The sequence below is a fragment of the Actinoplanes sp. NPDC051470 genome (assembly GCF_040682035.1).
Taxonomy (GTDB): domain Bacteria; phylum Actinomycetota; class Actinomycetes; order Mycobacteriales; family Micromonosporaceae; genus Actinoplanes.
In genome coordinates, this window is sequence record NZ_JBFBAA010000012.1 from 170,614 (window position 1) to 193,108 (window position 22,495).

Annotated in this window: 20 protein-coding genes; 19 read left to right on the plus strand and 1 reads right to left on the minus strand. The window is 71.0% G+C overall.

The annotated features are described in order from the left end of the window. The first annotated feature begins 165 nt into the window (after window positions 1-165). The 18 genes from pyrR to AB0M54_RS22405 all read left to right on the plus strand — a co-directional run bounded on the left by pyrR (window position 166) and on the right by AB0M54_RS22405 (window position 20,837). A complete protein-coding gene (gene pyrR / locus AB0M54_RS22320) occupies window positions 166-741 on the plus strand; it encodes a bifunctional pyr operon transcriptional regulator/uracil phosphoribosyltransferase PyrR (RefSeq protein ID WP_364323610.1) in 576 nt (191 codons plus the stop codon). Next, window positions 738-1,643, plus strand: a complete 906-nt coding sequence (locus tag AB0M54_RS22325; RefSeq protein WP_364323611.1) for an aspartate carbamoyltransferase catalytic subunit — start codon at window positions 738-740, stop codon at window positions 1,641-1,643. Before pyrR ends, AB0M54_RS22325 begins: the two co-directional genes overlap by 4 nt. Next, on the plus strand, window positions 1,640-2,905 hold the full coding sequence (locus tag AB0M54_RS22330) for a dihydroorotase (RefSeq protein ID WP_364323613.1): 1,266 nt from the start codon (window positions 1,640-1,642) through the stop codon (window positions 2,903-2,905). Before AB0M54_RS22325 ends, AB0M54_RS22330 begins: the two co-directional genes overlap by 4 nt. After that, on the plus strand, window positions 2,902-4,008 hold the full coding sequence (gene carA, locus AB0M54_RS22335; RefSeq protein ID WP_364323615.1) for a glutamine-hydrolyzing carbamoyl-phosphate synthase small subunit: 1,107 nt from the start codon (window positions 2,902-2,904) through the stop codon (window positions 4,006-4,008). The genes AB0M54_RS22330 and carA overlap by 4 nt, the downstream gene beginning before the upstream one ends. Beyond that, complete coding sequence (gene carB / locus AB0M54_RS22340) at window positions 4,008-7,319, plus strand: carbamoyl-phosphate synthase large subunit (protein WP_364323617.1); 3,312 nt, start codon at window positions 4,008-4,010, stop codon at window positions 7,317-7,319. Before carA ends, carB begins: the two co-directional genes overlap by 1 nt. After that, the gene (locus AB0M54_RS22345) at window positions 7,316-8,317 is read left to right on the plus strand and encodes a quinone-dependent dihydroorotate dehydrogenase (protein ID WP_364323619.1); all 1,002 of its coding nucleotides are present in this window, start codon (window positions 7,316-7,318) and stop codon (window positions 8,315-8,317) included. The genes carB and AB0M54_RS22345 overlap by 4 nt, the downstream gene beginning before the upstream one ends. Beyond that, window positions 8,314-9,585 (plus strand): adenosylmethionine--8-amino-7-oxononanoate transaminase, encoded by a 1,272-nt coding sequence (locus AB0M54_RS22350; protein WP_364473454.1) that lies wholly within the window; start codon window positions 8,314-8,316, stop codon window positions 9,583-9,585. The genes AB0M54_RS22345 and AB0M54_RS22350 overlap by 4 nt, the downstream gene beginning before the upstream one ends. Before the next feature lie 39 nt (window positions 9,586-9,624). Continuing rightward, complete coding sequence (gene pyrF / locus AB0M54_RS22355) at window positions 9,625-10,461, plus strand: orotidine-5'-phosphate decarboxylase (RefSeq protein ID WP_364323623.1); 837 nt, start codon at window positions 9,625-9,627, stop codon at window positions 10,459-10,461. 185 nt (window positions 10,462-10,646) lie between these two features. Beyond that, complete coding sequence (mihF, locus tag AB0M54_RS22360) at window positions 10,647-10,964, plus strand: integration host factor, actinobacterial type (protein WP_285684834.1); 318 nt, start codon at window positions 10,647-10,649, stop codon at window positions 10,962-10,964. Window positions 10,965-10,996: 32 nt separating this feature from the next. Next, complete coding sequence (gmk, locus tag AB0M54_RS22365) at window positions 10,997-11,596, plus strand: guanylate kinase (RefSeq protein ID WP_364323625.1); 600 nt, start codon at window positions 10,997-10,999, stop codon at window positions 11,594-11,596. A gap of 13 nt (window positions 11,597-11,609) precedes the next feature. Continuing rightward, window positions 11,610-11,873 (plus strand): DNA-directed RNA polymerase subunit omega, encoded by a 264-nt coding sequence (gene rpoZ, locus AB0M54_RS22370; RefSeq protein WP_020517552.1) that lies wholly within the window; start codon window positions 11,610-11,612, stop codon window positions 11,871-11,873. Window positions 11,874-11,928: 55 nt separating this feature from the next. After that, the gene (coaBC, locus tag AB0M54_RS22375) at window positions 11,929-13,149 is read left to right on the plus strand and encodes a bifunctional phosphopantothenoylcysteine decarboxylase/phosphopantothenate--cysteine ligase CoaBC (protein ID WP_364473456.1); all 1,221 of its coding nucleotides are present in this window, start codon (window positions 11,929-11,931) and stop codon (window positions 13,147-13,149) included. A gap of 63 nt (window positions 13,150-13,212) precedes the next feature. Beyond that, a complete protein-coding gene (gene metK / locus AB0M54_RS22380; protein WP_364323630.1) occupies window positions 13,213-14,403 on the plus strand; it encodes a methionine adenosyltransferase in 1,191 nt (396 codons plus the stop codon). 154 nt (window positions 14,404-14,557) lie between these two features. Further along, on the plus strand, window positions 14,558-16,549 hold the full coding sequence (locus AB0M54_RS22385) for a primosomal protein N' (protein WP_364473547.1): 1,992 nt from the start codon (window positions 14,558-14,560) through the stop codon (window positions 16,547-16,549). A gap of 640 nt (window positions 16,550-17,189) precedes the next feature. Continuing rightward, the gene (gene def / locus AB0M54_RS22390) at window positions 17,190-17,747 is read left to right on the plus strand and encodes a peptide deformylase (protein ID WP_364473458.1); all 558 of its coding nucleotides are present in this window, start codon (window positions 17,190-17,192) and stop codon (window positions 17,745-17,747) included. 2 nt (window positions 17,748-17,749) lie between these two features. After that, on the plus strand, window positions 17,750-18,676 hold the full coding sequence (gene fmt, locus AB0M54_RS22395) for a methionyl-tRNA formyltransferase (RefSeq protein ID WP_364473548.1): 927 nt from the start codon (window positions 17,750-17,752) through the stop codon (window positions 18,674-18,676). Beyond that, window positions 18,673-20,166, plus strand: coding sequence for a transcription antitermination factor NusB (locus tag AB0M54_RS22400; RefSeq protein ID WP_364323634.1), 1,494 nt, complete (start codon window positions 18,673-18,675; stop codon window positions 20,164-20,166). The genes fmt and AB0M54_RS22400 overlap by 4 nt, the downstream gene beginning before the upstream one ends. 47 nt (window positions 20,167-20,213) lie before the next feature. Beyond that, window positions 20,214-20,837, plus strand: a complete 624-nt coding sequence (locus AB0M54_RS22405) for a sulfotransferase family protein (protein WP_364323636.1) — start codon at window positions 20,214-20,216, stop codon at window positions 20,835-20,837. On the opposite strand, the gene AB0M54_RS22410 is transcribed toward AB0M54_RS22405, so the two are convergent. After that, a complete protein-coding gene (locus tag AB0M54_RS22410; protein WP_364323638.1) occupies window positions 20,817-21,701 on the minus strand; it encodes a septum formation family protein in 885 nt (294 codons plus the stop codon). The genes AB0M54_RS22405 and AB0M54_RS22410 overlap by 21 nt on opposite strands. A 103-nt stretch (window positions 21,702-21,804) precedes the next feature. Here AB0M54_RS22410 and rpe point away from each other — a divergent pair, with 103 nt between their 5' ends. Then, window positions 21,805-22,482 carry a ribulose-phosphate 3-epimerase gene (rpe, locus tag AB0M54_RS22415; RefSeq protein WP_364323640.1) on the plus strand — a complete coding sequence of 226 codons (678 nt, stop codon included), beginning with the start codon at window positions 21,805-21,807 and terminating at the stop codon, window positions 22,480-22,482. Window positions 22,483-22,495 lie beyond the last annotated feature (13 nt).

Genomic DNA, 22,495 nt, shown 5'->3' on the forward strand with positions numbered 1-22,495 from the left:
TCTTTTCCCTCTGTGATCCCGCACTCGGCGTCAGCCACGTCACCATGGTCAACGCAATGCGCACTGGTAACGTAGCGTCAGCCGCGGCCCGCCGATCAAGGGGGGCCGTGACATAGAAGACATCCTTTAACGACCTGTCCCGTGAGGCAGGGAAGGAGGTCCCGTATGCATGCGCACCCGCATGCCAATAGGGCCGGCGCAAGCTACAAAACCATTCTGGCCGCCGCCGACATCCAACGCGTTGTCGACCGCATGGCCCATCAGATTCTCGAGAAGACGTCCGGCGCGACCGACACCGTTCTTCTCGGCATCCCGACCCGCGGTGTCCCGCTGGCCCATCGGCTGGCCGGCCGGATCCACGCCTTCGAGGGTCTCGACATTCCGTACGGATCCCTGGACATCACGCTTTATCGCGACGATCTGCGACTGCACGCCACCCGCGCGCTCGGCAAGACCGAGATCCCCGGCGGCGGCATCGACGGGCGGCGGGTGATCCTGGTCGACGACGTCCTCTACTCCGGGCGTACGGTCCGGGCCGCCCTCGACGCGATCAACGATGTCGGCCGGCCCAGCTCGGTGCAGCTCGCGGTGCTCGTCGACCGCGGCCATCGGCAGCTGCCGATCCGCGCCGACTACGTCGGCAAGAACATCCCGACCGCGCTGGACGAGAGCGTCCGGGTGTCGCTCGCCGAGACCGACGACGGCGTCGACGAGGTCAAGCTGACCGGAGGTCCCCGATGATCAAGCACCTGCGCTCCGCCGCCGACCTGGACGCGGCCACCGCGACCTTGATCCTGGACACCGCGGGCGAGATGGCCGCGCTGGCCGGCCGCGAGGTCAAGAAGCTGCCCACGCTGCGCGGCCGGACCGTGGTCAACCTGTTCTACGAAGACTCCACCCGCACCCGGATCTCGTTCGAGGCGGCGGCCAAGCGGCTCTCCGCCGACGTGATCAACTTCTCGGCCAAGGGCTCCAGCGTGTCCAAGGGCGAGAGCCTCAAGGACACCGCGCTGACCCTGCAGGCGATGGGCGCCGACGCGGTGGTCATCCGGCACCCGGCCTCGGGCGCGCCGCACCGGTTGTCGTCCTGGGTGGACGGTTCGGTGATCAACGCCGGCGACGGCACCCACGAACACCCGACGCAGGCGCTGCTCGACGCGTACACCATGAGGTCTCGTCTGGGAAAGATCGAGGGGCTGCGGGTGGCGATCGTCGGTGACGTGCTGCACAGCCGGGTGGCGCGCTCCAACGTCCTGCTGCTCACCACGCTCGGGGCCAAGGTCACGCTGGTCGGGCCGCCGACGCTGATCCCGCTCTGGCCGGGCGCGGATGTCTCCTACGACCTGGACAGCGTCCTGCCCGACGTGGATGTCGTGATGATGCTGCGGGTGCAGACCGAGCGGATGCAGGATTCCTACTTCCCCTCGGCCCGGGAGTACAGCCGCCGCTACGGGCTCGACGCGCCGCGGATGAGGCGGCTGCCCGAGCACGCGATCGTCATGCACCCGGGCCCGATGAACCGGGGCATGGAGATCGCGCCCGAGGTCGCCGACTCGACCAGGTCCACGATCGTCGAGCAGGTCGCCAACGGCGTCAGTGCTCGGATGGCTGTTCTTTATCTTCTGCTGGGAGGCAAGGCGTGACCTCGTACGTCATCAGAGGCGCTTCGATCCTGGGCGCGTCGCCGACGGATCTCTTCGTGCGGGACGGCGTCCTGGCCGACTCGCCCGCCGAGCAGGCCGAGGTCATCGACGCCGACGGCCTGGTCGCGCTGCCCGGCCTGGTCGACCTGCACACCCACCTGCGCGAGCCGGGCCGGGAGGACGCCGAGACGGTCGAGACCGGCTCACGCGCCGCGGCGATCGGCGGTTACACGGCGGTCTGCGCGATGGCCAACACCTCGCCGGTGGCCGACACGGCCGGCGTGGTCGAGCAGGTCTGGCGGCTCGGGCGCGAGGCCGGGCTGGTCGACGTGCAGCCGATCGGCGCGGTCACCGTGGGGCTGGCCGGCAAGCAGCTCGCCGAGCTGGGGGCGATGGCGGCCTCGGCGGCCAAGGTCCGGATCTTCTCCGACGACGGCAACTGTGTCGCCGACCCGCGCCTGATGCGCCGCGCGCTGGAGTACGTGAAGGCCTTCGACGGCATCATCGCCCAGCACGCCGAGGAGCCGCGGCTCACCGAGGGCGCCCAGATGCACGAGGGTGAGGTGTCCACCCGGCTCGGCCTGACCGGCTGGCCCGCGGTCGCCGAGGAGGCGATCATCGCCCGTGACGTGCTGCTGGCCGAGCACGTGGGCAGCCGGTTGCACATCTGCCACGTCTCCACCGCCGGGTCCGTCGAGGTGCTTCGCCAGGCCAAGGCGCGAGGGGTACGGGTGACCGCCGAGGTGACACCGCACCACCTGCTGCTCACCGACGAACTCGCGGCCAGTTACGACCCGGTGTTCAAGGTCAACCCGCCGCTGCGCACCGCACGTGACATCGAGGCGCTGCGGTCGGCCCTGGTCGAGGGCGTGATCGACATCGTCGCCACCGACCACGCCCCGCACGCGGTGGAGGACAAGGAGTGCGAGTGGGCGTACGCGAGGCCGGGCATGGTGGGACTCGAGACCGCATTGCCCATCGTGCTCGAGGTCCTCGGTGAGCAGTGGGATCTGATCGCCGACCGGATGTCCCGCACCCCCGCGCGCATCGCCGGCCTCTCCTCGCACGGGCGTTCGCTCCGGCCGGGCGAGGCCGCCACCTTCACCCTGGTCGACCCGGCCGCCCGCCGCGTCGTCGATCCTTCGGGGCTGACCAGCAAGAGCCGCAACACGCCGTACGCGGGCACCACCCTGCCGGGCCGCATCGTCGCGACCTTCCTCCGGGGCGAGCCGACGGTCCTGGACGGGAAGGCACAGAAATGACCCCAGCGATACTCGTTCTCGAGGACGGCCGCAGCTTCCGCGGCACCGCCTACGGCGCGGTCGGCGAGACGTTCGGCGAGGCCGTCTTCACCACCGGCATGACCGGCTACCAGGAGACGCTGACCGACCCGTCGTACCACCGGCAGGTCGTGGTGCAGACCGCGCCGCAGATCGGCAACACCGGGGTGAACGGCGAGGACGACGAGTCCGACCGGATCTGGGTGTCCGGCTACGTCGTCCGTGACCCGGCCCGGCGCCCGTCCAGCTGGCGGGCCACCGCGTCGCTCGACGAGCGGCTGGCCACCGAGGGCGTGGTCGGCATCGCCGGCGTGGACACCCGGGCGCTGACCCGGCACCTGCGTTCCCGCGGCGCGATGCGGGTGGGCATCTCCTCGGTCACCACCGACGCCGAGGAGTTGCGGGGCCGGGTCCTGGCCCAGCCGCAGATGCTCGGCGCCGACCTCTCGGCCGAGGTCAGCACCGGCTCGCGCTACACGGTCGAGGCCGAGGGCGAACACCGGTACACGGTCGCCGCGCTCGACCTGGGCATCAAGCGCAACGTGGCCCGCCGGCTCGCCGCCCGCGGGGTCACCACGCACATCTTCCCGGCCACGTCGACCGTCGACGACCTGCTCGCGGTCGGCCCCGACGCGGTGTTCTTCTCACCCGGCCCGGGCGACCCGGCCACCGCCGACCACCCGGTCGCCCTGGCCCAGGACGTGATGCGCCGCCAGGTTCCGCTGTTCGGCATCTGCTTCGGCAGCCAGATCCTCGGCCGGGCGCTCGGCTTCGGCACCTACAAGCTGGGGTACGGCCACCGCGGCATCAACCAGCCGGTGCTCGACCGGACCACCGGCAAGGTCGAGGTCACCTCGCACAACCACGGGTTCGCCGTGGACGCGCCGCTCAACCAGGTGATCGACACCGACTTCGGCGGGGTCGAGGTCAGCCATGTCTGCCTCAACGACAACGTGGTCGAAGGTTTGCGTGCTCTCGAATTGCCGGCGTTCACGGTGCAGTACCACCCGGAAGCGGCAGCCGGCCCGCACGACGCCGACTACCTGTTCGACCGGTTCGTCGAGCTCGTGGAAAAGAGGTCCTGATGCCGAAGCGTGAAGATCTGCGGCATGTCATGGTGATCGGCTCCGGTCCGATCGTCATCGGGCAGGCCTGCGAGTTCGACTACTCCGGCACCCAGGCCTGCCGGGTGCTCCGGGCCGAGGGCCTGCGCGTCTCGCTGGTCAACTCCAACCCGGCCACGATCATGACCGACCCCGAGTTCGCCGACGCCACCTACGTCGAGCCGATCACCCCGGAGTTCGTCGAGCTGATCATCGCCAAGGAACGACCGGACGCCATCCTGGCCACGCTCGGCGGGCAGACCGCGCTGAACACCGCGGTCGCCCTGCACGAGAACGGGGTGCTGGAGAAGTACGGCGTCGAGCTGATCGGCGCCAACATCGACGCGATCCGCAAGGGCGAGGACCGCCAGCTGTTCAAGGACATCGTGGCCCAGGCCGGTGGCGAGACGCCGCGCTCGCGGGTCTGCCACTCGATGGACGAGGTCCGCGCGACCGTCGGCGAACTCGGCCTGCCGGTGGTGATCCGGCCGTCGTTCACCATGGGCGGCCTCGGGTCCGGCATGGCGCACACCGACACGGACCTGGAGCGGATCGCCGGCGCCGGGCTGGCCTACTCCCCGGTGCACGAGGTGCTGATCGAGGAGAGCGTGCTCGGCTGGAAGGAGTACGAGCTCGAGCTGATGCGCGACAAGCACGACAACGTCGTGGTGGTCTGCTCGATCGAGAACATCGACCCGATGGGCGTGCACACCGGCGACAGCGTGACCGTCGCCCCGGCCATGACGCTCACCGACCGGGAATACCAGAACCTGCGTGACCTGGGCATCGCCGTGCTGCGTGAGGTCGGCGTGGACACCGGCGGCTGCAACATCCAGTTCGCCGTCAACCCGGTGGACGGCCGGCTGGTCGTGATCGAGATGAACCCGCGGGTCTCCCGGTCGTCGGCGCTGGCCTCGAAGGCGACCGGCTTCCCGATCGCGAAGATCGCCGCCAAGCTGGCCATCGGCTACACCCTGGACGAGATCCCGAACGACATCACGCTGAAGACGCCGGCCGCGTTCGAGCCGGCGCTCGACTACGTGGTGGTGAAGATCCCGCGGTTCGCGTTCGAGAAGTTCCCCGGGGCGGACGCCGAGCTGACCACCACGATGAAGTCGGTCGGCGAGGCCATGTCGCTGGGCCGGAACTTCGCCGAGGCCCTGAACAAGGCGATGCGTTCCATGGAGACGTCGGCGGCCGGATTCTGGACCCGTCCCGACTCCGACGATCTTGAGTCCACTTTGGCGGCTTTGCGCATTCCGCACGACGGTCGGCTCTACACCGTCGAGCGTGCTCTCCGCCTGGGCGCCTCCGTGTCGCAGGTCCACGAGGCCAGCGGCGGGATCGATCCCTGGTTCCTGGACGAGATCGCGGCGCTGGTGGAGTTGCGACGGGACATTTCGGACGCGGCGGTGCTCGACGAGCCGCTGCTGCGGCGGGCCAAGCGGGCCGGGCTGTCCGACCGCCAGCTGGCGGCGCTGCGGCCGGAGTTCGCCGGCGAGGACGGCGTGCGGTCGCTGCGGCACCGGCTCGGGGTGCGGCCGGTCTACAAGACCGTCGACACGTGCGCGGCCGAGTTCGAGGCGGACACGCCGTACCACTACTCGACCTACGACGAGGAGACCGAGGTCGCGCCCTCGGACCGGCCCAAGGTGATCATCCTGGGTTCGGGGCCGAACCGGATCGGCCAGGGCATCGAGTTCGACTACTCGTGCGTACACGCGGTCATGGCCCTCCGGGGTGTCGATTTCGAGACCGTGATGGTCAACTGCAACCCGGAGACGGTCTCCACCGACTACGACACCGCCGACCGGCTCTACTTCGAGCCGCTGACCTTCGAGGACGTGCTCGAGGTCGTGCACGCCGAGGACTCCTCGGGCAAGGCGGCCGGCGGACCGGGCGTGGTCGGCGTGATCGTGCAGCTCGGCGGGCAGACGCCGCTCGGGCTGGCGCACCGGCTCAAGGCGGCCGGCGTGCCCATCGTCGGCACCAGCCCTGAGTCGATCGACCTGGCCGAGGACCGCGGCCAGTTCGGCTCGGTGCTGGCCAGGGCCGGGCTGCGCTCGCCCGACCACGGGACCGCCACCTCGTTCGAGGAGGCCAAGGCGATCGCCGACACGATCGGCTACCCCGTCCTGGTCCGGCCGTCGTACGTGCTGGGCGGCCGCGGCATGGAGATCGTGTACGACGAGCCGACGCTGAACGGGTACATCGACCGGGCCACCGAGATCTCGCCGGACCACCCGGTGCTGGTCGACCGGTTCCTGGACGACGCGATCGAGATCGACGTCGACGCGCTCTGCGACCACACCGGCGAGGTCTACCTCGGCGGCGTGATGGAGCACATCGAGGAGGCCGGCATCCACTCCGGCGACTCGTCCTGCTCGCTGCCGCCGGTCACGCTGGCCGGCTCGCACCTGGCCGAGGTCCGCCGCTACACCGAGGCGATCGCCCGCGGCGTCGGCGTGCGCGGCCTGCTCAACGTCCAGTACGCCCTGAAGGACGACTCGCTCTACGTGCTGGAGGCCAACCCGCGCGCCTCCCGGACCGTGCCGTTCGTCTCCAAGGCGACCGCGGTGCCGCTGGCCAAGGCGGCCGCCCGGATCATGCTCGGCGCCACCATCCAGGAGCTGCGCGACGAGGGCCTGCTGCTGAAGGACCGGGACGGCGGCTCCACGCCGGAGGGCGCGCCGATCGCGATCAAGGAGGCGGTGCTGCCGTTCAAGCGGTTCCGCACCCCCGCCGGGCAGGGCGTGGACAGCCTGCTCGGGCCCGAGATGAAGTCGACCGGCGAGGTGATGGGCATCGACGCCGGCTTCGGGCAGGCGTTCGCCAAGTCGCAGGCCGCGGCGTACGGCTCGCTGCCGACCAGCGGCAAGATCTTCGTGTCGGTGGCCAACCGGGACAAGCGCTCGATGATCTTCCCGATCAAGCGGCTGGCCGACCTCGGCTTCACGATCGTGACCACGGCCGGCACCGGCGAGGTGCTGCGCCGGCACGGCATCGAGTGCGAGATCGTGCCCAAGCACTTCGAGAGCCCGGGGCAGAACGCGATCGCGCTGATCGAGGCCGGGGAGATCGCGCTGATCATCAACACCCCGCAGGGGTCGGGGGCGGCCGCCCGCGCGGACGGGTACGAACTGCGCTCCGCCGCCGTCACCAACGACATCCCGAGCATCACCACGGTGCCCGGCGCGGCCGCCGCGGTGATGGGCATCGAGGCGCTGATGCGGGGTGACCTGACCGTACGCCCGCTCCAGGAGCTGCACGCGGCCCTCCGGAGCGACGGATGACCGCCTTCGAACGGACGCTCCGGCCGATCCTGTTCCGGGTCGGCGGGGGCGACGCCGAGCGCGCGCACGAGTTCACCCTGGCGCGGCTCACTTCGCTCAACCGGCCCCTCTTGAAGGCGCTGCGATCGCGTTATGCGGTGTCGAAGCCGGTCGAGGTGTTCGGCGTGCGGTTTCCCAACCCGGTCGGCCTGGCCGCCGGGATGGACAAGAACGGCGTGGCCCTGGCCTCGTGGCCGGCCATGGGCTTCGGCTTCATCGAGGTCGGCACGGTCACCGCGCACCCGCAGCCGGGCAACGACAAGCCGCGGCTGTTCCGGCTGCGGGACAGCGAAGCGATCATCAACCGGATGGGCTTCAACAACGAGGGCGCCGCCGCCCTGGCGCCACGCCTGGCCGCCGCGGGCGACATCGGCATCCCGGTCGGCGTGTCCCTCGGCAAGTCCAAGGTCACCCCGCTCGACCAGGCCGTCGAGGACTACCTGACCTCGTACAACCTGGTTCAGGAACACGCCGACTACATCGCCGTGAACGTGTCCTCGCCGAACACGCCCGGACTGCGGACGCTGCAGGACAAAGCGGCCATCGGGTCGCTGCTGGGCGCGCTGGTCGGCAAGACGCCGGTGCTGGTGAAGATCGCGCCCGACCTGGCCGAGCCGGCCATCGCCGAGCTGCTCGAGGTGTGCCTGGCGTACGGCGCGGCCGGGGTGATCGCGACCAACACCACCCTCGCCCGGGACGGGCTGGCCCCGGCCGACCAGCCGCGGGCGGCCGAGGCGGGCGGGCTGTCCGGCCGGCCGCTGACCGAGAAGGCCCGCAAGGTCGTCCATTTCGTGCACGAGGAGACCGGGGGAGCGCTGCCGATCATCGGGGTCGGCGGGGTGCTCGACCCGGACGACGCGAGCCGGCTGTTCGACGCCGGCGCGTCCCTGGTGCAGCTCTACACCGGGTTCGTCTATCGAGGACCCGCGCTGGTGCGGGCGATCGCCTCGGCGCGATGAACGACGACCCGGCGCCGCGGCTCCTCGCGCTCGACCGGGCGCACGTCTGGCACCCCTACGGCCCGATGCCCGGGCGCTCCGACCCGTACGTGGTGGAGAGCGCCCAGGGTGTCCGGCTGCGCCTGGCCGACGGCCGCGAGCTGGTCGACGGCATGTCGTCGTGGTGGGCGGCCATCCACGGCTACCGGCACCCGGTGCTGGACGCGGCGCTGGCCGACCAGGCGTCCCGGATGAGCCACGTGATGTTCGGCGGCCTCACCCACGCGCCGGCCGTCGAGCTGGCCACCCGCCTGGTCGACCTCACCCCCGAGGGCCTGGAGCACGTCTTCCTCTGCGACTCCGGCTCGGTCGGCGTCGAGGTGGCGATCAAGATGGCGCTGCAGGCCCGGCCGGGCAAACGCCGGCTGGCCACCTGGCGCGGCGGCTACCACGGGGACACGTTCCACCCGATGAGCGTCTGTGACCCGGTCGGCGGGATGCACTCGCTGTGGACCGGGGTGCTGCCGGTGCAGATCTTCGCGCCGCCGCCGCCGGCCCACTTCGACGACGGGTACGCGGCTGAGCTGGTCGAGACGATCGAACAGCACGCGGACGAGCTCGCCGCCGTGATCGTCGAGCCGGTCGTGCAGGGCGCCGGCGGGATGCGGTTCCACGATCCGGGCTACCTCCGGGTGCTGCGGGAGGTCACCCGGGAGCGGGACATTCTGCTCATCTTCGACGAGATCGCGACCGGCTTCGGGCGTACCGGATCGATGTTCGCCGCTGACCGGGCCGGTGTCACCCCCGACATCATGTGTCTCGGCAAGGCCCTGACCGGGGGATATCTGAGCCTCGCGGCGACCCTCTGCACGCCCGAGGTGGCCCATCGGATCTCGGCCGGCCCGGGCGGCGGGCTGGCCCACGGGCCGACCTTCATGGGCAACCCGCTCGCCTGCGCGGTGGCCAACGCCTCCCTGAGCCTCCTGAGCGACGGTTCCTGGTCCGCCGCGACCGCCCGGATCGAAACCGCTCTCCGTGCCGGTCTGGAGCCGCTCAGGGGCGCTGCCGGGGTGGCCGACGTCCGGGTGCTCGGCGCCATCGGCGTGGTTCAGCTCGATCACGACGTCGATCTGCCCACGGCCACCGCGGCCGCGGTCGGCGCCGGGGTCTGGCTGCGCCCGTTCGGCGACCTGATCTACACCATGCCGCCGTACGTCACGGACGACGCCGACGTCGCCCGCATCACCGGTGGCATCGCCGCGGCGGTGTCCGCTTTATCAAGTGATTAGCCGCGGCGGTGTCCGCGAGCCGACAGGAAGAGGACGACCATGGCCACGCTGCCCTTCGGGGAACGTCTCCACCGGGCCGTCGCGGAGCGCGGACCGCTCTGCGTCGGCATCGATCCGCACAGCGCTCTGCTCGCTCGGTGGGGGCTGCCCGACGACGTATCCGGCCTGGAACGCTTCGCCTTCACCGTGGCCGAGGCGCTCGCCGGTCAGGTCGCGGTTCTCAAGCCTCAGTCGGCGTTTTTCGAGAGATTTGGGTCACGTGGCATCCACGTTCTTGAGTCAATTATCCGACAGTCACGAGAGGCGGGAGTGATCATCCTGCTTGACGTTAAGCGCGGAGATATCGGCTCGACGATGGCCGCGTACGCCGACGCGTATCTGAATCCATTGACTCCCATGAGTGTCGATGCGATTACTGTGAGTCCCTACCTCGGTGTGGGTTCGTTGCGTCCCGCATTCGACGCGGCGGCCGAGCACGGCGCCGGCGTCTTCGTCCTCGCGCTCACGTCCAACCCGGAGGGACCGGCCGTCCAGCATGCCGTCACACCGGACGGCCGCACCGTCGCCCAGACCGTGATCGATGAGATTTCCCAGCTCAACGCGGGTGCGAGTCCCCTCGGGAGTATCGGCCTGGTGGTCGGGGCGACCATTGGCGACACCGGTCACGAGCTGTCCAAGGTGAACGGTCCGTTGCTTGCTCCGGGCCTGGGAGCGCAGGGTGGGACCCCTGATCAGCTCCGGACGATCTTCGGCGAAAGTCGGCAAAACGTGCTGCCGTCGTACTCACGCGAGGTCCTCGGAGCGGGGCCCGACGTGACTGCCTTGCGTGCCGCCGCCGAGCGTGCCGCCGACGCGTGCCGCGCCGCGCTCGGGTGAAACGGGCGTCTTAGCAGGCTGGGCGGGAGGTGATCGAGGGGTACCCCCACGTTGCCGAAAGCCCACATGACCGCTAGTTTTCCGAGTCGCCAGGAACCACATGCCCCTTTGGTTCCCTGGCACACCACGTTTCACAGAAGCGCCGGTATTGAACGACCAGCGCGATAGGGACCTGAGGAGAACTGGTGCCGCTCCCGTCATTGACCCCTGAGCAGCGTGCCGCAGCGCTGGAGAAGGCCGCGGAGATCCGCAAGGCTCGGGCTGAGCTGAAGGATCAGCTCAAGTCTGGCAAGACCACCCTCGCCGCCGTGCTTGACCGCGCGGAGGGCGACGATGTCGTCGGCAAGCTGAAGGTTTCGGCGGTGCTTCAGGCACTTCCGGGCATCGGCAAGATCCGGGCGACCCAGATCATGGAGAAGCTCAAGATCGCGGACAGCCGTCGTCTGCGCGGTCTTGGCGAGCAGCAGCGTAAGGCCCTCCTGGGGGAGTTCGCTGCGAACTGACTCGTCGGCTCGTGTAGGAATGAGCCGTGAGTATGGATGACGACGCGCGCCCGGCAGCTCGGCTCACCGTCCTGTCCGGCCCCTCCGGGGTCGGCAAGGACAGCGTGATCGAGTTGATCCGGGCGCGCTCGCCATGGATCAAGCTGTCCGTCTCCGTCACTACGCGGAAGAAACGCGACTACGAGACCGATGGCGAGCATTATCACTTCGTCAGCAGGGCCGAGTTTCAGCGGCTCATCGATGGTGCGCAGTTGCTCGAGTGGGCGGAATTCGCGGGGAATCTCTACGGCACACCCCGCGCGCAGGTGGAGGGCTGGCTCGCACAGGGCCGGCCCGTTTTGTTGAAGATCGACCTGCAGGGCGCCCGCCAGGTTCGCGCCACGATGTCCGACGCCCAGCTGGTGTTCCTCGCCCCGCCCAGCGTCGAAGAGCTGAAACGCCGCCTGATCGGCCGCGGCACCGACGACGAGGAGACCATCCGGAAACGCCTGGTGCACGCCGACGAGGAACTCGCGGCGGAGAAGGAATTCGACCGTACGGTGGTCAATGATTTCGTCGAACGTGCCGCAGATGAGCTGGTAGGGTTACTTGGTTCGTCATATCTGACCCCGGCACAGGCGCCAGAACATTAAGGATCTTCACACCGTGGGAACCGTTGCAAATCCCGAAGGAATCACCAACCCGCCGATCGATGAGCTGCTCGACAAGACGTCGTCGAAGTACTCGTTGGTGATCTTCGCGGCGAAGCGCGCCCGACAGGTCAACGCTTACTACAGCCAGCTCGGTGAGGGTCTCCTCGAGTACGTCGGACCGCTGGTCGAGACCACTCCGCAGGAGAAGCCGCTCTCGATCGCGATGCGTGAGATCAACGCCGGTCTGCTGACCGCCGAGGCGACCGACAACCCCTGATCGACTCAGTAACCTGGTCCCGCGTCCCGCATAGTGGACGCGGGACCATTTTGTTATGGGGGCGTTAGTTGTGACCGAGGTGGTACTGGGAGTTTGCGGTGGCATCGCCGCGTACAAAGCTTGCGAGCTGGTGCGGCTGTTCACCGAATCCGGACATCGGGTACGAGTGGTGCCAACCGCCGCCGCCCTGAAGTTCGTCGGCGAGCCCACCTGGGCGGCCCTTTCCGGACAACCGGTGGCCACCGAGGTCTGGCAGGACGTGCACGAGGTGCCACACGTCCGCATCGGCCGGCACGCCGATCTGCTGGTGATCGCCCCGGCCACGGCCGACATGATGGCCAAGGCGGCCCACGGTCTCGCCGACGATCTGCTGACGAACACGCTGCTCACGGCCACCTGCCCGATCGTCTGGGCGCCGGCCATGCACACCGAGATGTGGGAGAACGCGGCGACCCGGGCCAACGTGGCCACCCTCCGCGACCGCGGTCACCTGGTCATCGAGCCCGCGGTCGGCCGGCTCACCGGTGCCGACACCGGCAAGGGCCGACTTCCGGAACCCGCCGAGATTTTCGAGATCGCCCGCCGCGCGCTGGCCGGCCGGCCCCGCGATCTGCACGGCCGGCACGTGGTCGTCACCGCCGGGGGCACCCGTGAGCCGCTCGACCCGGTGCGGTTCCTCGGCAACAGATCATCAGGCAAGCAGGGGTACGCGTTCGCGCGCACCGCGGTGGCCCGTGGGGCGCGTGTCACACTGATCGCGGCCAACGTCACACTGCCCGATCCGGCGGGCGCCGATGTGATCCGCGTCGCCACCACCGAGGAGCTGCGCAAGGCCACCGTGCAGGCGTTCGCCGACGCCGACGCGGTGGTGATGGCCGCGGCGCCGGCCGACTTCCGGCCCGCCACGTCGGCCGTACAGAAGATCAAGAAGGGTGAGGACGGCAGCGCGCCGACCATCGAACTGGTCGTCAACCCGGACATCGCCGCCGAGCTCGGCGCGGCCAAGAGCCCAGGTCAGCTGCTCGTCGCCTTCGCGGCCGAGACCCATGAGGCGCTGCCCAACGCCCGTGCGAAACTTGTCCGGAAACGTGCCGACCTGATCGTCGTGAACGAAGTGGGCGCCGACCTCGTCTTCGGGTCGGATGCGAACACCGTCACCATTCTCGACGCTTCGGGCACCGTGGCCGAGCTGGGCGAGCGCCCCAAGGACGCCGTCGCCGACGCGGTCTGGGACGAGGTCGTGAAACGGCTGGTCGTCCCCGGTGGGACGGCATGACATGGACGCCGCGGAGGTGACTACACTTCCGCGGAACGTTGTTGGACGAATCTGAGGAGCACCGTGGCACGCCGCCTGTTCACCTCCGAGTCGGTCACGGAAGGCCACCCGGACAAGATCGCTGACCAGATCAGCGACGGCATTCTTGACGCGCTGCTGGCGCAAGACCCGCGCAGCCGCGTGGCGGTCGAAACGTTGATCACGACCGGTCAGGTGCACGTGGCCGGTGAGGTGACCACGCAGGCGTACGCGGACATCCCGAGCATCGTGCGCGAGACGATCCTGAAGATCGGCTACGACTCGTCGAAGAAGGGGTTCGACGGCGCGTCCTGCGGCGTCAGCGTCTCGATCGGCTCGCAGTCGCCCGACATCGCCCAGGGCGTCGACTCCGCGGTCGAGCTGCGCGAGGGCAACTCCGAGCACGTGCTCGACGCCCAGGGCGCCGGCGACCAGGGCATGATGTTCGGCTTCGCCTGCTCCGAGACCCCCGAGCTGATGCCGCTGCCGATCGCGCTGGCCCACCGCCTGGCCCGCCGGCTCTCCGCCGCCCGCAAGGACGGCACCATCCCCTACCTGCGGCCCGACGGCAAGACCCAGGTCACCATCGAGTACGACGGGCTCCGCCCGGTCCGCCTCGACACGGTCGTCGTCTCCTCGCAGCACGCCGCCGACATCTCGCTCGAGTCGCTGCTGACCCCCGACGTGCGCGAGCACGTGATCGGCCCCGAGCTCGAAGGCCTCGGCATCGACACCGAGGGCTACCGGCTGCTGGTCAACCCGACCGGCCGCTTCGAGATCGGCGGCCCGATGGGCGACGCCGGCCTCACCGGCCGCAAGATCATCGTCGACACCTACGGCGGGTACGCCCGGCACGGCGGCGGCGCGTTCTCCGGCAAGGACCCCTCCAAGGTGGACCGCTCCGCGGCGTACGCGATGCGGTGGGTGGCCAAGAACGTGGTCGCGGCCGGCCTCGCCGAGCGCTGCGAGACCCAGGTGGCGTACGCCATCGGCAAGGCCCACCCGGTCAGCCTGTTCGTGGAGACCTTCGGCACCGAGAACGTGCCGGTCGAGCGGATCGAGAAGGCCATCAACGAGGTCTTCGACCTGCGCCCCGCCGCGATCATCCGCGACCTCGACCTGACGCGCCCGATCTACCAGCAGACCGCGGCCTACGGTCACTTCGGCCGTGAGCTGCCCGACCTGCTCTGGGAGAACACGGACCGCGCCCAGGACCTGAAGAACGCCGCTGCCTAGCGAACCGGTCGAAAGGGGCGCCTCGTCATCCGGCGAGGTGCCCCTTTTCGCTGCGCCTGAATCTGTCGTACCCGCTCGGGAGAATCATCCCGTGGAAGTTTCCGGTAAGCGGCCGAAGGCGAAGCCACCCCGTGAGGCGGCGGCGCGGCTGCCGATCGCCCGCGTCGCGGTCGACGTGCCGCTGCCCCACCTCGACCGGCCGTTCGACTACCTGGTCGACGCGTCCGACGATCTCGTGGCTCAGGCCGGGGTGCGGGTGCGGGTGCGGTTCGCCGGGCAGCTGGTGAGCGGGTTCCTGCTGGAGCGGGCCGAGTCGTCGCCCCATGACGGGAAGCTGGCGTTCCTCGACAAGGTGGTGTCGGGCGAGCGGGTGCTTGATCCGGCGGTGGCGCGGCTGGCGCGGGCGGTGGCTGATCGTTATGCCGGGAGCCTTCAGGATGTTCTTCGGCTGGCTGTGCCGCCGCGGCATGCGCGGGTTGAGTCGCAGAAGGCACCGCCGGGGGATCACGACCTCGGCCCCCCGGCCGCCGCTGGTGAAGAACCCCAACCTGCTTCTTCCGGGCCCTTCGCTTTTCCCGCGCCGGGGGCGCTGGATGGCGACACGGTGGGTGAGCGGTGGGGTGATTACGTTTCCGGGGCCGCGTTCTTGCGTGCGCTCGAGGAGGGGCGGACGGCCCGGGCCGTGTGGTCGGCGTTGCCCGGGGAGGACTGGCCGGCCCGGATCGCCGAGGCCGCCGCGGCTTCGGTCCGGGGTGGGCGTGGGGCTCTGGTGCTGGTGGCGGATGCCCGTGATCTCGAACGGGTGGATGTCGCCATGGGCCGGGTGCTCGGCGAGGGGCGGCACGTCGCGCTGAACGCGGCCGCCGGGCCGGCGGAGCGCTATCGGCGGTTCCTGGCGGCCAGCCGGCACCAGGTGCCGGTGGTGGCGGGGACGAGGGCGGCGATGTTCGCGCCGGTGGCCGAGCTGGGGCTGGTCGTCATCTGGGACGACGGGGACGACCTCTACGCCGAGCCGCGGGCGCCCTACCCGCATGCGCGCGAGGTGCTGCTGACCCGGGCGCAGCTCGCCGGGTGCTCGGCGCTGATCGGCGGGTTCGCCCGGACGGGTGAGGCGCAGCTCCTGCTGGAGACCGGATGGGCCAAGGAGATCACCGGGTCGAGGGACACCCTTCGGGGCCGAGTGGCCCGGATCCAGCCGACCGGGGACGACCCTCAGCTCGCCCGCGACCCGGGAGCGGCCACCGCCCGGCTGCCCAGCCTCGGGTGGCAGGCCGCCCGCGCCGCGTTGCAGGGCGGGCGCCCGGTCCTGGTGCAGGTGCCACGCCGCGGCTACCTGCCGTCGACCGCCTGCGCCGAGTGCCGCACTCCGGCCCGCTGCCCGCACTGCTCAGGGCCGCTCGGCCTGGCCGGCGCCCGGGACGTGCCGACCTGCCGGTGGTGCGGCCGGGTCTCCGCCGACTATTCGTGCCCCGCCTGCGGCGGCCGCCGGCTGCGAGCCTCGGTCACCGGCGCCCGCCGCACCGCCGAGGAACTGGGCCGAGCCTTCCCCGGCGTATCCATCCGCACATCGGGCCGCGACGAGATCCTCAACACCGTCCCCGCGGAACCGGCTGTGGTGGTGGCCACTCCGGGCGCCGAGCCGGTCGCCGACGAGGGCTTCGGCTGCGTCCTGCTGCTGGACACCTGGGCCCTGCTGACCCGGTCCGACCTGCGGGCCGGCGAGGAGACCATGCGACGCTGGTTCAACGCGGCCGCCCTGGCCCGGCCCGACGGCTCGGTCATCGTGGTCGCCGACGGCTCACTGGTCACCGTGCAGGCCCTGCTGCGCTGGGACCCGGCTTGGTTCGCCGCCCGTGAACTGGCCGAACGCCGCGAGCTGCGCTTCCCACCGGCCGCCCGGATGGCCGACGTGACCGGCCCGGCCGACGCCGTGGCCGACCTGCTCCAGGTAGCAAGGCTGCCCGCCGACACCGAAATCCTCGGCCCGGTCCCGGCCCCCGACAACCAGGAACGCTTCCTCCTGCGCGTCTCCCGCGGCAAGGCCGCCGAGCTGGCCCACGCCCTGCACGAGGCGGCCGCCGTGCGCAGCGCCCGCAAAGCCGCCCACCCGGTCCGCCTCCAGATGGACCCAGCCACCCTCTTCTAGTTACCCACAGCCCTCGCGCCCGAGCCTCGCCTGTGGACAACCGAGCAAGAACGTCCCACCTTCGCGCTACATTCACCGCCCACCCAGTGGAAGGGGTGGGGGAGGTGGCGGTGCGCGCGACCCGCTTTTTGGATTCGGTCAACGCCGCGACGCCACGTGCTGCGCCGCCACGTGCCGCGCCGCCACGTGCCGCGCCGCCACGTGCCGCGCCGCCACGTGCCGCGCCGCGCTATGCGCCGCCGCGCCGATCACCGCGAATCGCCACGAACCACAACTCGCTACGAACCACGACGCCACGCACGCGACGCCGGTCGTCACGACGGCCACACGCCACGCCGCGCCACCGATGACGCAACACGATCAGCGCGACGGCGGGCCATGCGGTGCGAGACCTGGGCGGCGCGGTGCCGTGGAAGGTCACCGACCGCAAGGCTGTCACGCTGACCAACCGCCCCCACGAAGGCGTCGTGGTCCTCCGACCGGGACAACCCGGCGCGGGGGCAAGGAGGGTGACCCACCGCCCAGCTTGCGTGTGTGCCACGGCGCCGTGACGTCGCCGTACCCCATGGGTCGGGGGTTGGAATGGGGGGTCCGTAGACTTCCGGGTGACCGAGTGCCACCTAAGTAGGAGTTGCGTCGCGTGACTGTCCAGCCCATCCGCCTCTTCGGGGACCCGGTGCTGCGCACCGCGGCCGATCCGGTCGTCGATTTCGATAAGGAGCTCCGGAACCTCGTGCGTGATCTGGTCGAGACCATGCAGGACGAGGGGGGTGCGGGGCTGGCCGCGCCGCAGCTCGGGGTGGGGCTGCGGGTGTTCGCGTTCGACGTCGACGACGTGGTGGGGCACATCGTGAACCCGGTGCTGTCGTTCCCGGACGACGAGGAGCAGGACGGGCCGGAAGGGTGCCTGTCGATCCCGGGCATCTACATCGACACCAAGCGGCGACAGAACGTGGTGGCGGCCGGGTTCAACGAGCACGGTGACCCGGTGCGGCTGATCGGCACGGGGCTGATGGCCCGGTGCGTGCAGCATGAGACCGACCACCTCGACGGGGTGCTGTTCCTCGACCGGCTGGACGCGGCGGGGCGGAAGGACGCGATGAAGCAGATCCGGGCGGCCGAGTGGTACGAGGCCGCCGCACCGCCGGTGGTCAAGGCGAGCCCGCACGGCCGGGGCCTGTTCGGGCGGGGGCGATGAGCATGCGTCTGGTCTTCGCCGGCACGCCCGAGGCCGCCCTGCCCGCCCTGGACGCCGTGGCCGCCTCGCGGCATGAGCTGGTCGCCGTGGTCACCCGGCCCGACGCGCCGTCGGGGCGCGGGCGCCGGCTGGTGCGCTCGCCCGTGGGGGCGTGGGGCGACGAGCACGGTGTCGAGGTGCTGACGCCGCAGCGGCCCCGCGAGCCCGAGTTCCAGGAGCGGCTGCGCGAGATCGGCCCCGACTGCGTGCCGGTGGTCGCCTACGGCGCGCTGGTGCCACCCAGCGCCCTCGGGATTCCCCGGTACGGGTGGGTCAACCTGCACTTCTCGCTGCTGCCCGCCTGGCGCGGCGCCGCGCCCGTGCAACACGCGGTCCTGCACGGCGACGAGGTGACCGGCGCGAGCGTCTTCGAGCTGGAGGCGGGGCTCGACACCGGGCCGGTGTACGGCACGCTGACCGAGCACGTGCGCCCGGCCGACACCTCGGGTGACCTGCTGGAACGGCTGGCCACCGAGGGTGCGGGTCTGCTCGTGGCGGTGCTGGACGCGATCGAGGACGGCACGGCGCGGGCCCATCCGCAGCCCGCCGACGGGGTCTCGCTGGCCCCGAAGATCACCGTCGAGGACGCGCGGATCCGGTGGGGTGACCCGGCGTTCGGGGTGACCCGGCGGATCCGGGCCTGCACGCCGGCGCCGGGGGCGTGGACGACGCTGCGCGGTGACCGGCTCAAGCTCGGCGCGGTGCATCCGGTGGCCAACGCCGAGGCGCTGAAGCCGGGCGAGATCCGGGTGGAGCGGTCACAGGTTCTGGCGGGTACGGCCACCACACCGGTGGCACTGGGAGAGGTTCGCGCGGCCGGCAAGAAGCCGATGTCCGCGACTGACTGGGCGCGGGGACTCCGCCTCGAGGCGGGGGAGACGTTCGCATGACCGGGCATCAGGCCGATCGGCCACACGGATCGGGACGTCCTCGGCGTCCGGGCGGACCGGGCTACAACGGGGGCCGTGGCCAGGAGCGGGATGCCCGGACGGGGCGCGGTCCGCGGGCCGGGCGGCCACCGGCGGATCCGGCCCGGCAGGCCGCGTACGAGGCGATCGCCGCGGTGCATCGCGATGACGCGTACGCCAACCTGGTCCTGAACGAGATCCTGCGCGGGCTGCGGCTGTCGGGGCGGGACGCGGCGTTCGCGACCGAGCTGACCTACGGGACGCTGCGCGCGCTCGGGACCCTCGACCTGGTCATCGAGTCGGCCGCCGGGCGTGAGGTGTCCCGCATCGACCCGCCGGCCCGGGACGCGCTGCGGCTGGGCGTCTACCAGCTGCTCTACACCCGGGTGCCGGCCCACGCCGCGGTGAACCAGACGGTCGACCTGGTGCGCTCGGTGGCGCCGGGCGCGGACGGTTTCGCCAACGCGGTGATGCGCCAGGTGTCCGAGGGCGGCGACCTGGACACGTGGCTGACCAAGCTGGCGCCGGCGTACGAGGAGGACCCGGTCGGGAACCTCGCGGTGCTGCACAACCATCCGCAGTGGATCATCCGGTCGTTCAGCGAGGCGCTGGGCGGCGACCTGGCCGACACCGCGCGGCTGCTGATCGAGGACAACCAGCCGGCCGCCGTGCACCTGTGCGCGCGGCCGGGGCGGGTCGACGCGGTCGACCTGGCCGACGAGATCGACGGCGTGCCGGGGGCGTTCTCGCCGTACGCGGTCTACCTCAAGAGCGGCTCGCCGGGTGAGCTGGCGGCGATCCGCGACGGCCGGGCCCACGTCCAGGACGAGGGTTCCCAGCTGGTCGCGGCGGCGCTGCTGGCCGCGCCGGTCGAGGGCACCGATCTGCGCTGGCTCGACCTGTGCGCGGGGCCGGGCGGCAAGACCGGGCTGCTGGGGGCGATCGCGTCCGGTCGCGGCGCCGAGGTGACCGCGGTCGAGGTGGCCGAACACCGGGCCCGCCTGGTCGAGCAGGCCACCGAGGGCATGCCGGTGACGGTGCTGCCGATGGACGGCCGTTCGGTCGGCCGTGACCCCGACCTGCCCGAGGATTCGTTCGACCGGGTGCTGGTGGACGCGCCGTGCACCGGGCTCGGCTCGCTGCGGCGGCGGCCGGAGTCGCGCTGGCGCCGGCAACCGGCCGACCTGCCGCCGCTGACCCGGCTCCAGCGGGAGCTTCTGGTGGCGGCCCTCCGCGCCGTCCGCGTCGGCGGCGTGGTGGCCTACGTCACATGCTCGCCGCACATGGTCGAGACCCAGGTGACCGTCAGCGAGGGCGCGCGGCGCAGCGGCGTCGGGGTCGACTTTGTCGATGCTCGCCCCCTGTTCCCGCCGGGGATGCCCCACCTCGGCGCCGGCCCGACCGTGCAGCTGTGGCCGCACCGGCACGGCACCGACGCGATGTTCCTCGCGGTGCTCCGCCGGACCTCCTAGCCAATCTTGAGCTTTCAGGTCGACAAACTCTGGGTACGGTGACATCCATGGATGTCATCGGCGCGGGATTCGGACGGACGGGAACCCTCAGTCTCAAGGCGGCGCTCGAGCAGGTGGGCTTCGGCCCGTGCGCCCACATGATTCCCCTGATCGAGGATCAGGAGCGGGCCCAGAAGTGGCTCGACGCCGCGAACGAGGTTCCGGGCGCGCTCGACGCCGCGACCGAGGGTTACCGCTCCTCTGTGGACTGGCCGGGCGCCTACTTCTGGCGTGAGCTGGTCGAGGCCCACCCGGCGGCCAAGGTCGTGCTGACCGTGCGCGACCCCGACGCCTGGTACGAGAGCACCTGCCGCACCATCTACCCGGCCGCGATGAAGGCGCTCGACCTGCCCGAGATGCCGCCGTTCGCCAAGATGGCCCATGCGACCGTGTGGGACGGCACGTTCAAGGCCCGCTTCCCCGAGCGTGACTTCGCGATCAGCGTGTTCGAGCGGCACAACGACGCGGTGCGCCGCGTGGTGCCGGCCGATCGGCTGCTGGAGTTCGAGGTGAAGCAGGGCTGGGGACCGTTGTGTGACTTCCTCGGCGTGCCGGTGCCGGCGGCCGAGTTCCCCCGCCTGAACGACACGGCCACGTTCCAGCAGCGGCTATCAGGCGTAATGGATCGGTAGCTTGCTGTTGCCGGCGTCCTTGAACGAGCCGCGCATCGGCTCGTCGGCCAGCCACAGGAAACACTGCACCGCGCGGATGCCGGCCGCCCACTCGCCCCGGCTGGGCGCGAAGGCCAGCCAGCCCGCGCGGTACTGCAGGTTGTTGTCGTCCGGCACGTCGGTGTAATCCGCGATCGACGTGCGGCAGCCCTTGGCCATCCGGCTGTCGTCGTCCAACTCGTCGAGGTCCACCTCCGGGGCGTCCCACAAACCGGTGAATTCCGCGTGGTGCGGGTCGGCGCACGGCACGGCCTTCATGGTGCGTACGTTCGTCCCGTTCACGTCCGGGTCGAAGCACCGCAGCGCCAGCGGCGCCGGCCCGGTCAGCGCGCCCTTCAGCGAGCCGCTGCGGCTGACCACCTTGTCCGTCCCCGGCTCGACCTGGCCCAGGTCACAGCGGTACCAGCGGGCGCCCGCCGACCAGCCGGCCGGCCCGGGCAGCACCGGCTGGAGGCGCAGCGCGGCCGTCCGCCAGTCGCCCCCGGTGAACGCGTCGGCCCGCTTCGAGCACTCCGTGCCGGCCACCCGCATCGCCTTGTCACGGCTGTTGCCGGTGCTCCGGGGCAGGTCACCGACGAAGTACGACTCGGCGACATGGCGCTCGGCGCAGTCGAAGGGCGCGTACTCGGCCAGCGGCGCGACCGCCTCCATCTTGTCGAAGCAGCCCTTCGCGGCCGGCTCGAACGCCACCGGGCTCGGTGGCTGCGGCCAGTCGTCACCCAGGTTGCCGTCGACGCCGGGCGGCAGAGCCTCGGAGCACCCGGTGAGGACGGCGAGAAGGGCCGTGACCAGCAGCAACGAGCCGCGGCAAGTGGGGTGGGGCACGGCGGGACCTCACAGTGGGTTTCAGGATCGGCACGGATCAGTATCCCGGCTCGGCGCGGGCGAGCGAAGCCCGGTCGGCCATCGCTCGTTCTACACTGCGAGCGTGGAGCCTTCGCCGATCATCGCGCCGAGCATCCTGGCCGCCGACTTCGCTCATCTGGCCGACGAGGTGCGCGCCATCGAGGGCGCGGCCGACTGGGTGCACGTGGACGTCATGGACAACCACTTCGTCCCGAACCTCACGATCGGGTTGCCGGTGGTGCAGAGCCTGCGCAAGGCCACGAACCTGCCGTTCGACGTGCACCTGATGATCACCGACCCGGAACGCTGGGCGCCGGGGTACGCCGAGGCCGGCGCGTACAACGTCACCTTCCACGCCGAGGCCTGCGACAACCCGTTCGCGCTGGCCAAGACGCTGCGGGCGGCGGGCTCGCGGGCCGGCCTGGCGATCGACCGGGACACCCCGGTGGAGCCCTACCTGGAACTCCTCCCCTTTGTGGACACGCTGCTGATCATGACGATCAAGGCCGGCTTCGGCGGGCAGAAGTTCCTGCCCGAGATGCTCGGCAAGGTGCGTGACGTCCGCCGCCGGATCAGCGCCATGGATCTCGAGGTGCGGCTGGAGGTGGACGGCGGCATCGCGGCCGACACCATCGAGCAGGCCGCCGAGGCGGGCGCGGACGCGTTCGTCGCCGGCACCGCGGTCTACGGCGCCGACGATCCCGCGGAGGCGGTGCGCAAGCTGCGCGAGCAAGCGGCGAAGACGGAGGTACGGCTGTGACTTCGGGCGCGGT